Genomic DNA, 12,296 nt, shown 5'->3' with positions numbered 1-12,296 from the left:
GATCTTGTCGGATCAGCGCGCGGTGGTGGGCGCCCGGCTGGGCGTGCCGGCGGATCGTCCTCGTACTGGGTCGTACTTGGATGATTCGCCGGTGCGTCCAGGCGGGATGCCCGGCGCCGCGCGCCCGGCAAGATCCGAAAGAGAGGGCCTAGGGCTGGACCTTCGAGAGCAGGGCCGTGCGGACCGTGCCGGCAGTCTCGGTGCCCGCGTACTCCAGGGTGCCGTCCTGCCCGAGGTCGAGCGTCACGGCCGGTTGCGTGCAGGCGCTGCCGTTGCCGGCCTCGCCCACGCCGCGGCCCAGGGTGAGCCGGCTGTCCATCCGCTGCAAGGTCCCGTAGTCCACCCGGCAGCTGGACTTGTCGTCGAAGACGAAGACGGCTGTCACCATGGTGGCGCCGGCCTGCGCCGGCCGGGCGACGGTGAACTTCACGGTCCCCGCCGGGCTTCCGGTCAGCGTGCCCTGCCAGTCTCCGTAGAAGCCGGCGAGCGCCTGGTCCGCCACCGTCCCGGCAGAGGACTGGCCACCGTCCTTGCTGGCGCTGCCGCCGTTGCCGAGGTACGCCGCGGTGACCACCGTGCCCGTGATCGCCAGCGTCCCGAGCGTGGCGAGCACGTTGCGCCGCCGCGCGACCCGCCGGTGCTCCGCTTCATCCTGCAGCGCCCAGCGCTCCCGCCGCGCCTGCTCCCTCGCCTCGCGCTCCTCCTCCTTGGTGCGCTGCGCCTGCTGCCGGCCCAGGACGTCCGCGACGCGGTTCTGCTCGGCGTGCCGCTGCTCCGTCCGCTCCTGCAGGAGGTCGGCCACCCGGTCCCGGGGCGGTGCGGCCGCCGCTCCAGTGCCCCGGGCGGTCGGCGGGTGGGCGGGCCGTTCCGCCGACAGCCTGCGGGTGCCCACCTCCTCCACGGCCGCGTCCAGGTCGAGCAGTTCGGCCATCCGACGGGAGATCTGCGCCAACAGCGGTGCGGTCAGCCAGCCCTGCTCCAGCAGCCCGCGGGCACCCTGCGGGGCCAGCCGCGCCGCCAGTTGGGCCGGGGTCGGCCGCAGCGTCGGGTCCTTGGCCAGGCAGGCCGCCGCGATCTCACGCAACTCACCATGCATTGAGCCGAGTTCCGGCTCACCGTGCGCCACCAGATAGAGCAGGGTGGCCGCGCTGTCGGCGTGGAACGGGCCGCGCCGGGTCGCCGCGAAGACCAGCACCGCACCGAGCTGGAACACGTCCGAGGCGGCGCCCAGCGGCCGTCCCTCGACCTGCTCCGGCGACATGTAGCCGGGCGAACCGATCAGGTACCCGGACTGGGTGAGCCCGGCCGTGCCGCTGCCGTCCAAAGCACGCGCGATGCCGAAGTCGATCAGCACCGGGCCCTGCGGCGACAGCATCACGTTGGACGGCTTGATGTCCCGGTGGATCAGCCCCAACCCGTGCACCGCACCCAGCGCCTCCGCCAGGCCCGCCACCAGCGCCCGCACGCCCTGCTCGTCCAGCGGTCCGAACTCGGCGACCGCGTCCTGCAGCGCCGGGCCGGCCACGTAGCCGGTGGCCACCCACGGCTCGGCCGACTCGGTGTCGGCGTCCAGCACCGGCGCGGTCCAGGCCCCGCCCACCTTGCGCGCCGCCGCCACCTCCCGGCGGAACCGGCCCAGGAACTCGGCGTCCGCCGCCAGGTCCGCCCGCACCCGCTTGACCGCGACCGTCCGCCCGCCGGGGCTGCGCCCGAGGTAGACCTGTCCCATCCCACCGGCCCCGAGCCGCCCGAGCAGCCGGTACGGTCCCACGACCGACGGATCCCCCGACACCAGTGGTTGCATCTGTCTTCCCCCGTGACTGCCCGACTGATCCGCCCGATCATTGCGGCCACCGGCCCGCCCGGGCAAATCCCTCCCGGCGCCTGCCTGTTGGGCCCACTTTGCCCGACCTATCGATATTCGATAGATTCCCATCGAGATTCGATGGAGGAACGGCTATGGGAAACCTGACGGTCCGCGCACTGCGCGCCGTGCTCGCAGTGGTGCTCACCGGCACCGTACTCATCCAGGTGTTGATGGTCTGGGCCTTGGCCACCAAGCCGGGGGACGGATCGCTCCCGCTGACCGCGTTCCGGGTGAGCACCGTCCTGGGGCTGGCGTCGGCCCAGGTCGCGCTGGTCTGCGTCTGGCGACTGGTGGCGATGGTGCGGCGCGGCACCGTCTTCTCCCACGCCGCCTTCCGCTACGTGGACGGCGTGATCGGCGCGATCGTGGCGGTCTCCCTCGTGTGGTTCACGGTCACGGCCGTCAACGCGCCGGGCCAGCGCGACGACCCGGGCGTCACGCTGATCATGGGCGGCATCGGCCTGGCCATCCTCGGAGTCGCCCTCATCGTGCTCGTGCTCCGGATGCTGCTCGCCCAGGCCGTCGCCCGCGATGTCGAAGCGACGCACCTGCGGGCCGAGTTGGACGGGGTGATCTGATGCCGATCACCGTCGACATCGACGTGATGCTGGCCAGGCGGAAGATGTCCGTGGGCGAGCTCGCGGACCGCGTGGGGATCACCCCGGCCAACCTGGCCGTCCTCAAGAACGGCCGCGCCAAGGCGGTCCGCTTCGCCACCCTCGCCGCCCTCTGCGAGGCACTCGACTGCCAGCCGGGCGATCTGCTCCGCTGGGAGGCGGAGCACCCCGCAACCCGATGACCGGCCGCCACGGACGGTCGGGGCCACAGCCGCAGCCACAGCGACGGCGACAGCAACAGCAACAGCAACAGCAACAGCAACCGTGCATCGCGACCCCAAATCCACCCCGGGCCACGCCACTTCGAGATATGTTACTAGCCAGTAGCATCCAACGGGCGCAGTCCCGCATCGGAGGGGGCATCCCATGCTGATCGACTTCCTTCCCGACCCCACCCTCTACCCGTTCGAGTCACGGTGGTTCGACTCGTCCGCCGGTAGGCTCCACTACGTCGACGAGGGGACCGGTCCGACGCTCCTCCTCTGCCACGGCGCGCCGACCTGGAGCTTCCTCTACCGCCGCATCATCACCGCCCTTCGCGCCCGGTACCGGTGCATCGCCGTCGACCACCTCGGGTTCGGGCTCTCCGAACGTCCGGCCGGCTTCGGCTACACGATCCCCGAGCACACCGCCGTCCTCGGCGAGTTGATCGACCATCTGGAGCTGGACGACTTCGTCCTGATGGGCCACGACTGGGGCGGACCGATCGGCCTGGGCGCGGTCGTGCCGCGGGCGGACCGGGTGCGGGGGCTCGTCCTGGGCAACACGGTGTTCTGGCCGGTCGAGGCGGTGGCCAACCGGGCGTTCAGCGCGGTCATGAGCAGCCGCCCGATGCAACGGCGGATCCTCGAACGGAACTTCCTCGTCGAGCGCGTGCTGCTCGCCGAACTCGGGGGCCGGCTCACCGCGGCGGAGGCCGAGCACTACCGCGCGGTGCAGCCCGACGCGGCGGCCAGGCGCGGCCTCGCCGTGATGCCCGGCCAGATCCGCGCCGCGCGCCCCCTCCTCGAAGAGCTCGCCCAGCAGGTGCCCGCCCTGCTCGGCAGCAGGCCGACCCTGCTGGCGTGGGGGATGCGGGACATGGTGTTCCGCCCGCACGCCTGCATCCCGCGGATGCGCGCGGCCTTCACCGATCTGGACGTCGTCGAGCTGCCGCAGGCCCGGCACTTCGTCCAGGAGCACGCGCCGGACGCGATCGCCTCGGCCATCGCCCGACGGTTCCCCAGTACCCCCTAGACCGGCACCAGCGGCCGGCGCCCGGGTGCCAGCGGCGGCACCCCGACACCCCGACACCCCGACACCCCGACACCCCGGGCCGCCTACCGCACCCGGGCCGCCTACCGCACCCGGACCTCCGCATGCAGCCGGCGCCGGTGGTCCACCACCCGGGTCGGGCCGGTCAGGCGGACCCGGACCGCCTGCCGCACGTCCGTGCTCGACGCCGCCAGACGGAACTCCACCTCGCCCGCCTCCACGATGCGTTGACCGTCCCGCCCGGTGAAGGACGCGAGGTCGGCGGGGACGGTGAGTCGCAGCTCGGCGGACTCGCCGGGTGCCAGCGGCACGCGGCGGTAGGCGATCAGGCGCTGCACGGGCTGCACCACCGACGCGACCGGATCGTGCAGGTAGAGCTGGACCACCTCGGTCCCCGCCCGCACCCCCGTGTTGCTGACGGTCAGCGAGAGTGCGAACTCACCGTAGGTGGGCGCCGTGTCCTGCTCCACCGTCACCTCCGACCAGGCGAACTCCGTGTACGAGAGCCCGTGCCCGAATCCGTAGGCAGGGGTCGGATCGGTGCTGGACACCGCGCTCGCCATCCCCAACCGGGCCGACAGGTAGCTCGCGGGATGGACCCCCGGACGAGCCGGGATGCTGACCGGCAGCCGGCCGGACGGGTTCACCCGCCCGCTCAGCACTCCCGCGACCGCCCGCGCACCCTCCTCCCCGGCGAAGAACGACTGCACGATCGCCGCCGCCCCGGACGCCGCCCGGCCCAGCGCGTAGGGGCGCCCCGCCAGCAGCGTGACCACCACCGGGGTGCCCGCATCGAGCACAGCGTCCAGCACCTCCTGCTGGCCGCCGGGCAGTTCCAGCGACTCCGCGTCGCACCCCTCGCCACTCGTGCCGCGCCCGAACAGCCCCGCCCGGTCCCCCAGCGCCAGCACCACCACGTCGGCCCGCCGCGCCAGTTCCACCATCGCAGCGATGCCGTCCACGCCGCCCGCACCATCGACGCCGTCAACGCCACCCACACCGCCCCCACCGTCGACGCCGTCGACGCCACCCACTCCGCCCGCACCGCCGACGCTCAGCACCTCCGCCTCCGGGAACTCCTCCCGCACCCGCTCCAGCAGCGTCGGCAGCGCGATCCCCAGCGGCACCTCGGGGTGCGCGCTCCCCACGTGCACCGGGAACGCGTAGCACCCCAGGAACGCCAGCGGCGTGTCCGCGTTCGGCCCGATCACCGCGATCCGGCGGGCACCGGGGCCCAACGGCAGCACCCCCTCGTTCCGCACCAGCACCACCGCCCGCTCCGCCACCCGCTCCGCCAGCGCGCGGTTCTCCGGCGGGTCCAGGTCCACCCGCCCCCGCACCGAGCCCTCCGCCCCCCGCCCCGGCACCGCGTCGCCGTCCACTCCCGTCACCCCGGCCAGCACCGGCGGTACCGGTGACCAGTCCGGGTCCAGCAGGCCCAGCTCCACCTTCTGCACCAGCACCCGCCGCAGCGCCCGGTCCACCACCTCCTCCGCCACCCGCCCGTCCGCCACCGCGTCCAGCAGCGGCTGCCCGAAGGTCCGCACGGTCGGCAGTTCCACGTCCACCCCGCTCGCCAGCGCCAGCGCCGCCGCGTCCGACCAGTCCTCGGCCACCCCGTGCAGCAGTTTCAGGAACGCGATCCCGAAGTAGTCGGCCACCACCGTCCCGGCGAAGCCCCACTGGCCCCGCAGCAGCCCGGTCAGCAGCTCCGGGTCCGCCGCCGACGGCACCCCGTCCGTGTCGGTATAGGCGTGCATCACCGACCGCGCCCCGCCCTCCCGCACCGCCATCTCGAACGGCGGCAGGATCACGTCCGCCCGCTCCCGCGTGCCCATCCCCACCGGGGCCAGGTTGCGGCCGGCCCGGGACGCGGAGTACCCGGCGAAGTGCTTCAGGGTGGCGACCACCCCGGCCGACTGCAGGCCCTGCACGTACGCGGTGGCGAGGGTGCCGACCAGGTAGGGGTCCTCACCGATCGTCTCCTCCACCCGCCCCCAGCGTGCGTCCCGCACCACGTCCAGCACCGGGGCGAGCCCCTGGTGCGCCCCGACCGACCGCAGGTCCCGCCCGATCGCCGCGGCCATCTCCCGGATCAGCTCGGGGTCGAAGGTGGCCCCCCAGGCGAGCGGCACCGGATAGGCGGTGGCCCCCCAGGCGGCGAAGCCCGCCAGGCACTCCTCGTGCGCCAGGGCCGGGATGCCGAACCGGTTGGCCGCCGCGATCCGCTGCTGCGAGCGCTGCAACGACAGCGCGCCCAGCCCCGGGTCCACCGGAGCGCTGCCGAACGGCCGGGTCAACTGGCCGATCCCGTGCGGCAGCAGCTCCGCCAGGTCCACCGCCTCCTCCATCTCGTGCTGGTGCGGGGCGACTTCGCCGCCGTCGGCAGCGGCGCCGACCCACACGCCCACCAGCTGGGCCACCTTCTCCCGCAGCGTCATCGCCGCGATCAGCGCCTCGGCCCGCTCCCGCGCCGACAGCGAGACGTCTCGCCAGGGCTCCACCCGCCCGGATTCCACTCGCCAGGACTCCATTCGCCCGGATGCCATCTGATGCTCCGTCACTTTCCGCCGACCCCCATCAGCCCCTGGACCAGGGCGCGGCGGGCGAACAGGTAGACGACCAGCACCGGGAGCATCGACAGCACCACCGCGGCCAGCAGGCCGGGCGCGTCGACCCCGTGCTCGGTCTGGAAGTTGTACAGGCCCAGCGTGATCACCTTGGTCGCGTCGGACTGGGTGAGCACCAGGGGGAACAGGAAGCCGTTCCAGGCCTGCAGCGCGGCGAAGACCACCACGGTGGCCAGCCCGCCCCGGGACAGCGGCAGCACCAGCTGCCAGAACACCCGCCGCGGCGAGGCTCCGTCCACCGCCATCGCCTCGTACAGCTCGGGGGTGATGTCGCGCATCGTGCCGGTGAGCACCAGGGTGCAGATCGGCAGGCAGAACGCGGCGGTCGGCAGCACCACCCCGGTCAGGTCGTCGTAGAGCCCGGCTTGGCTGATCACGTAGAACATCGGCACGATCACCGCCTGGGCCGGGATCGCCAGCCCGAGCAGGAACAGCCGGAAGATCCGCGCGCTGCTCCGCCCGCGCCCGCGCACGATCGCGTAGGCCAGCGGCGGGACCAGCAGCAGCACCAGCGCCACCACGCTGACCGTGACCACCAGGGTGTTGACCAGGTCCCGGCCGAAGCCGCCGGAGAAGGCGTGCAGGTAGTTGTCGAGGGTGAAACGGTGCGGGAGGCTCAGCGGCCCGTTGGTGGCGTAGTCGGACTGACTGCGCAGCGTGGTGAGCAGCAGCACGTACAACGGCAGGCCGACCACGCCGAGCCAGACCAGCGAGCCGAACCCGGCCAGGTAGTTGGGGCGCCGGCGCATCAGATCCCCTCCACCGTGCTGCGCATCGTGTCGTAGCCGGACAGCCGCACCAGCACCAGCGAGATCAGCGTGGCGACCACCACCAGCACCAGTGCGATCGCCGACGCACCGCCGAAGTCGAAGGCCTTGAAGCCCTGTTGGTACATGTAGTAGGCGCTGATGGTGGTGTCGGTGCCCGGGCCGCCCTGGGTGAGGATGAGCACCGTGTCGAAGGTGGTCAGCCCGCCGACCACCATCAGCACGGTCGAGGTGACCACCGTGTTGCGCAGTTGGGGCAGCGTCACGTGCCAGAACCGCCGCACCCGGCCGGCCCCGTCGACCTCGGCGGCCTGGTACAGCACGGGTGGCACGGCGCGGGCGGCGCCCTGGTAGATCAGCGTGTGCAGCGGGGTCCACTGCCAGGCGCCGACGAAGGCCAGCACGCCGATCGCGCCGCTGCGGCTGCCCAGCAGGTTGCCGTCGCCGAACAGCCAGGGTGCCTCGGCGGGCAGGCCGAAGTTGGGGTCCAGCAGGGCCCGCCAGAGCACCGAGACGGCGGTGGCGGAGAGCAGCAGCGGGACGAAGTAGATCGCGGACAGCACCGCCCGGTTGCGCTGGTGGCCGGCGGCCCAGACGCCGAGCAGCAGGCTGATCGGCGTCTGCACCAGCACGCCCAGGGCGGTCAGCAGTGCGCTGAGCCACAGGCTCTTGAGCAGCACGGGGTCGTGCACCAGCGCGGTCCAGTTGGCGAACCCGGCGGCGCTCGGCGCGCCGAGCCCGTTCCACCGGGTGAAGGAGAGCACGGCCACCAGGACCAGCGGCAGGACGGCGAAGACGGCGAAGTAGGCGGTGGCGGGCAGTGCCCACAGCGGGCCGGGGCGGGTGGCCCCGGCCGGGCCGCGCGCACGGAGGCGGATCATCGCGGGTGGCTCCCGAGTCGGCGGGCGGTCAGGGAGTGGGCAGGGCCTGCATGGCCTTGACGAAGCCGTCGGCGTCCAGTTGGCCGTCGAAGAAGCGCTGCACGGCCTGGTGGATCGGGGTGATGGCGGCGGGCGGGTACGCCTGGTCCCAGGAGAGCTGGAACGACGGCGCCTGCTTGACCAGGTCGTACTGGTACGTCGAGTACGCCGGGGAGGCCGACGTGCCGAGGAACTGCGGGGTGTTGGTGGTGGTCGGCAGGTTGCCGATGGCCAGCTGGGCCTTCACGAACTGGTCCGAGTACATCAGCTTGAGGAACTGGGCCACGGCCTCGGGGTGCTTGGTGGTGCTGCGCACCGAGTAGAAGTTGTTGGTGTTGCCGACCAGGTCGTTGGGATCGCCCTGCCCGGCGACCACGCTCGGGAAGGCGCTCCAGCCGAGCTTGTCCTTGGCGAAGTCCGGGTTGCTCGACTGCTGGGTGGCGTACTCCCAGGAGCCCATCAGCTCGAAGGCGGCCTTGCCCTTGGCCAGCAGGGCGGGCGAGCCGCCGTCGGTGAACTTGACCGAGTCGTAGGTGGAGCCGAACGCGCCGGCGTCGATCAACTGCTTGAGCAGGGTGAGCGCCTTGCCGGCCTCGGGGCTGGACCACGCGCTCGGGTCGCCGCCGACCGCCTTCTGGAACAGCCCGGGTCCGGCGACCCGGTCGAAGACGTACTCGAACCACATCAGGGTGGGCCACTGGTCGGCGCCGCCGAGCGCGATCGGGGTCAGGCCCTTGGCCTTCAGGGTGCGCACCTCGTCCAGCAGTTGGTCCCAGCTGCCGGGCGGGGTGAGTCCGTTGTCGGCGAGCACCTGCTTGTTGTCGAAGAGCAGCACCGGCTGGGTGCCGCGCATCGGGATGCCGTAGGACTTGCCGCCGATCACCGCGGTGTCGAAGACCGCGGGCAGGAAGCTGGACTTGAGCGCCGGGTCCTTGGCGATCAGGTCGTCCAGCGGCATCAGCAGGCCGGCCTTGACGAACGGCGCGATGCTGCCGCCGCCCCAGTTGAAGAAGACGTCCGGCGCCTGCGCCGTGGTGATCACCGTCTGCAGCTTGGTCTGGTAGTCGGCCCCCGGGATGGTGTCCAGCACGGCCTTCACGGAGGAGGTCTTGTTGAAAGTTTCGACGATCTGCTTCTCGACGGTGTTGCCCGCGTCGCCGTAGACCAGGACGTGGATGGTGCCGGAGTCGCCGCCGCCGCTCGCGGTGGCGCCGGAGCCGCAGGCGGCGGTCAGCGCCAGGGCGGCCGTGCAGGCCACGGTGCTGACCACCAGTCGGGGGCGGGGGAATCGAGTGCGTCCAGCGGTCGAGGGGAGTCTCATCGCCTGCCTGCTTTCGATTGTTTCGGAGACAATGCCGAATGTTGTGCGGAAACGTAGGCGTGACAGTCGGGTGCGTCAAGGGTCTGCGCAGGGTCGGGTCCTTGCCCCCGCGGCCCCGCCAGGAGCTACCATCCGTCCCGTGAAACGTTCAGCGGACGGAAATCCGCAGGCAGCGACCGAAATGGAGGCGGCAGTGACGGGGACGGCGACACTGGCCGAGATCGCCCGCGAGGCGGGCGTCTCGGCTCCGACTGTTTCGAAGGTGCTGAACGGCCGGGCGGACGTCGCCCCGGCCACCCGGGAACGGGTCGAGGAGCTGCTGCGCCGGCACGGCTACCGCCGTCGGCGCGGCGCCGCCCAGGCCGCCCCGCTGCTGGAGCTGGTCTTCCACGAGCTGGAGAGCGCCTGGGCGATGGAGGTGATCCGTGGGGTGGAGAACGTGGTCCGCGCCGAGGGGCTTTCGCTGGTGCTCTCCGAGTCCGCCGGGCACCTGAGCCTGGGCCAGTCCTGGGTGGACGGGGTGCTCGCCCGCCGGCCGACCGGGGTGGTGCTGGTGCTGTCCGGCCTGGACCGCGCCCAGCGGGAGCAACTCACCAGCCGGGACATCCCGTTCGTGGTGATGGACCCGGCCGGCGACCCGGGCCAGGAGGTGCCGGCGGTGGGCGCCACCAACTGGAACGGCGGGCTGGCCGCCACCCGCCACCTGCTGGAACTGGGCCACCGGCGGATCGCGGTGATCGCCGGTCCTGGCCGGATGATGTGCAGCCGGGCCCGGGTGGACGGCTACCGCGCGGCACTGGAGACCGCCGGGGTGCCGTTCGACCCGGCCCTGGTCCGCGAGGGCGACTTCCACCACGAGGCCGGGTACGCCGCCGGACTGGAGCTGCTGCGGATGCCCGACCGGCCGACCGCCGTCTTCACCGGCAACGACCTGCAGGCGCTCGGGCTCTACGAGGCCGCCCGGGAGCTTGGGCTGCGGATCCCCGAGCAGCTCAGCGTGGTCGGCTTCGACGACCTGCCGCTGGCCCGCTGGGTCGGCCCGCCGCTCACCACGGTGCGCCAGCCGCTCACCGAGATGGCCGAGGTGGCCACCCGGATGGTGCTCGACCTGGCGCGCGGGAACCGGCCCAGCACGGTGCGGGTCGAGCTGGCCACCACGCTGGTGGAGCGGGACAGCACCGCGCCGCCGGCCGGCTGACGGTCCGCCGGGTCGTGGGGCGGGCGGTCGGGTCGCGGGGCGGACCGTCGGCGGGGACCGGTTGACGGACCGTCGGGGTGGCCGCTACGGTCACCGCGGCATTCGGTAACGTGCTCGAAACTTTCGGGGCCTTCCTGCCCCGCAGCACGGCCGTGCCACGCACCACCGCTCGTCCGCTCCCCCACCCGACGCGGAAGGACAACCACGGTGCCCGACACCCCGCAGACCACCCACCACTCCCGCACCGCCAGGCGCACGCTCGTCGCCGCGGCCGGCGCCCTCGCCGCCGGCGCGCTGCTGATCTCCGGCCTCGGCGGCTCGGCCGGCGCCGCCGGGACCAGCCTGAAGACGCTGGCCGAGGCCGACAGTCGCTACTTCGGTACCGCGCTGACCCAGTCCAACCTCTCCGACTCGACGCTGACCGCGGTCGCCTCGGCCCAGTTCGACATGGTGACCCCCGGCAACGAGATGAAGTGGGACACCACCGAACCGTCCAACGGCACCTTCAACTTCGCCCCCGGCGACCAGATCGTCTCCTACGCCAAGGCCAACGGGATGCGGGTGCGCGGGCACAACCTGGTCTGGCACAGCCAACTGCCCTCCTGGGTCAGCAGTCTGCCGACCGGTCAGGTGCAGGCGGCGATGGAGACCCACATCACCACCGAGGCCACCCACTACAAGGGGCAGGTCTACTCCTGGGACGTCGTCAACGAGCCGTTCAACGACGACGGGACGCTGCGCCAGGACGCCTTCTACACGGCGATGGGCAGCGGCTACATCGCGGACGCGCTGCGCACCGCGCACGCGGCCGACCCCGCCGCCAAGCTCTACCTGAACGACTACAACATCGAGGGCGAGAACGCCAAGAGCGACGCCCTCTACAGCCTGGTCTCCTCGCTCAAGAGCCAGGGCGTGCCGATCGACGGCATCGGCCTGGAGAGCCACTTCATCCTCGGCCAGGTGCCCTCCACCATGAAGGCCAACATGCAGCGCTTCACCGCGCTCGGCCTGAACGTGGCGGTGACCGAGCTGGACGACCGCATCCAACTCCCGGCCTCCAGCGCCAACGTGACCCAGCAGGCAGCCGACTACACCACCGTGGTGAACGACTGCCTCGCGGTCTCCGGCTGCGTGGGCGTCTCGCAGTGGGGCGTCGGCGACGCCGACTCCTGGATCCCCGGGTTCTTCTCCGGCTACGGCTCGGCAACCATGTACGACGCGAACTACCAGCCCAAGCCCGCGTACTACGCGGCGGTGGCAGCCCTGGGCGGCAGCACGCCCACACCCACGCCCACGCCCACCCCGACGCCCACCCCCACCCCCACGCCGACCCCGACCCCGACCCCGACCCCGACCGGGGGCTCGTCGGCCGGCTGCAAGGTCGTCGACGCGGTCAACGCCTGGAACACCGGGCTGACCGAGAACATCACCCTCACCAACACCGGCACCAGCACGGTCAACGGCTGGTCGCTCGGCTTCACCCTGCCGTCCGGCCAGAGCCTGGTCTCGGCCTGGAACGCCACGGTCAGCCCGAGCAGCGGCACGGTCACCGCGACCAACCTGTCGTACAACGGGACGCTGGCACCGGGCGCCTCGACCACGATCGGGTTCCAGGCGAGCCACACCGGCAACGCCGCGGCCCCGGCGGCCTTCACGCTCAACGGCACGACCTGCAGCCTTGGCTGACAGTGCGTCACCGGTGGCGGCCGCTCCCCACGGCGG

At 72.4% G+C, this 12,296-nt stretch carries 10 protein-coding genes; 5 read left to right on the top strand and 5 right to left on the bottom strand.

Going from position 1 to position 12,296, the window contains the following annotated elements:
• Positions 1 to 148: 148 nt before the first annotated feature.
• Positions 149 to 1,771, bottom strand: coding sequence for a serine/threonine-protein kinase (locus ACFW1A_RS31185; RefSeq protein ID WP_380414710.1), 1,623 nt, complete (start codon positions 1,769 to 1,771; stop codon positions 149 to 151).
• Between the two features lie 188 nt (positions 1,772 to 1,959).
• Here ACFW1A_RS31185 and ACFW1A_RS31180 point away from each other — a divergent pair, with 188 nt between their 5' ends.
• From ACFW1A_RS31180 to ACFW1A_RS31170, 3 genes are all read left to right on the top strand, one after another.
• Positions 1,960 to 2,445 (top strand): DUF2975 domain-containing protein, encoded by a 486-nt coding sequence (locus ACFW1A_RS31180; protein WP_380414708.1) that lies wholly within the window; start codon positions 1,960 to 1,962, stop codon positions 2,443 to 2,445.
• Positions 2,445 to 2,666 (top strand): helix-turn-helix domain-containing protein, encoded by a 222-nt coding sequence (locus tag ACFW1A_RS31175; RefSeq protein WP_380414706.1) that lies wholly within the window; start codon positions 2,445 to 2,447, stop codon positions 2,664 to 2,666. The genes ACFW1A_RS31180 and ACFW1A_RS31175 overlap by 1 nt, the downstream gene beginning before the upstream one ends.
• 184 nt (positions 2,667 to 2,850) lie before the next feature.
• Positions 2,851 to 3,720 carry a haloalkane dehalogenase gene (locus ACFW1A_RS31170; RefSeq protein ID WP_380414704.1) on the top strand — a complete coding sequence of 290 codons (870 nt, stop codon included), beginning with the start codon at positions 2,851 to 2,853 and terminating at the stop codon, positions 3,718 to 3,720.
• A 101-nt stretch (positions 3,721 to 3,821) separates the two neighbouring features.
• Here ACFW1A_RS31170 and ACFW1A_RS31165 read toward each other — a convergent pair whose 3' ends face one another.
• From ACFW1A_RS31165 to ACFW1A_RS31150, 4 genes are read right to left on the bottom strand one after another with little or no spacing between them, the layout of a single operon-like run.
• Positions 3,822 to 6,242, bottom strand: coding sequence for a glycoside hydrolase family 3 N-terminal domain-containing protein (locus tag ACFW1A_RS31165; protein ID WP_380414702.1), 2,421 nt, complete (start codon positions 6,240 to 6,242; stop codon positions 3,822 to 3,824).
• Positions 6,243 to 6,298: 56 nt separating this feature from the next.
• Positions 6,299 to 7,117, bottom strand: a complete 819-nt coding sequence (locus tag ACFW1A_RS31160) for a carbohydrate ABC transporter permease (protein WP_380414700.1) — start codon at positions 7,115 to 7,117, stop codon at positions 6,299 to 6,301.
• Complete coding sequence (locus tag ACFW1A_RS31155; RefSeq protein WP_380414698.1) at positions 7,117 to 8,016, bottom strand: carbohydrate ABC transporter permease; 900 nt, start codon at positions 8,014 to 8,016, stop codon at positions 7,117 to 7,119. The genes ACFW1A_RS31160 and ACFW1A_RS31155 overlap by 1 nt, the downstream gene beginning before the upstream one ends.
• Before the next feature lie 28 nt (positions 8,017 to 8,044).
• On the bottom strand, positions 8,045 to 9,376 hold the full coding sequence (locus tag ACFW1A_RS31150) for an extracellular solute-binding protein (RefSeq protein ID WP_380414696.1): 1,332 nt from the start codon (positions 9,374 to 9,376) through the stop codon (positions 8,045 to 8,047).
• A gap of 181 nt (positions 9,377 to 9,557) precedes the next feature.
• Between ACFW1A_RS31150 and ACFW1A_RS31145 the strand changes: the two genes are divergently transcribed.
• The gene (locus tag ACFW1A_RS31145; RefSeq protein ID WP_380414712.1) at positions 9,558 to 10,574 is read left to right on the top strand and encodes a LacI family DNA-binding transcriptional regulator; all 1,017 of its coding nucleotides are present in this window, start codon (positions 9,558 to 9,560) and stop codon (positions 10,572 to 10,574) included.
• A 207-nt stretch (positions 10,575 to 10,781) separates the two neighbouring features.
• The gene (locus ACFW1A_RS31140) at positions 10,782 to 12,260 is read left to right on the top strand and encodes an endo-1,4-beta-xylanase (protein ID WP_380414694.1); all 1,479 of its coding nucleotides are present in this window, start codon (positions 10,782 to 10,784) and stop codon (positions 12,258 to 12,260) included.
• Positions 12,261 to 12,296: the final 36 nt, after the last annotated feature.

The organism is Kitasatospora sp. NPDC058965 (assembly GCF_042741245.1).
Classification (GTDB): Bacteria; Actinomycetota; Actinomycetes; order Streptomycetales; family Streptomycetaceae; genus Kitasatospora.
Note: the sequence above shows the minus strand (reverse complement) of the source record. Positions and strands in the feature narration are given on the sequence as shown.

Coding starts and splice junctions, on each gene's coding strand:
- ACFW1A_RS31170 (WP_380414704.1), top strand. CDS start 2,851: ATGCTGATCGACTTCCTTCCCGACCCCACCCTCTACCCGTTCGAGTCA.
- ACFW1A_RS31150 (WP_380414696.1), bottom strand. CDS start 9,376: ATGAGACTCCCCTCGACCGCTGGACGCACTCGATTCCCCCGCCCCCGA.
- ACFW1A_RS31145 (WP_380414712.1), top strand. CDS start 9,558: ATGGAGGCGGCAGTGACGGGGACGGCGACACTGGCCGAGATCGCCCGC.
- ACFW1A_RS31160 (WP_380414700.1), bottom strand. CDS start 7,117: ATGCGCCGGCGCCCCAACTACCTGGCCGGGTTCGGCTCGCTGGTCTGG.
- ACFW1A_RS31155 (WP_380414698.1), bottom strand. CDS start 8,016: ATGATCCGCCTCCGTGCGCGCGGCCCGGCCGGGGCCACCCGCCCCGGC.
- ACFW1A_RS31180 (WP_380414708.1), top strand. CDS start 1,960: ATGGGAAACCTGACGGTCCGCGCACTGCGCGCCGTGCTCGCAGTGGTG.
- ACFW1A_RS31175 (WP_380414706.1), top strand. CDS start 2,445: ATGCCGATCACCGTCGACATCGACGTGATGCTGGCCAGGCGGAAGATG.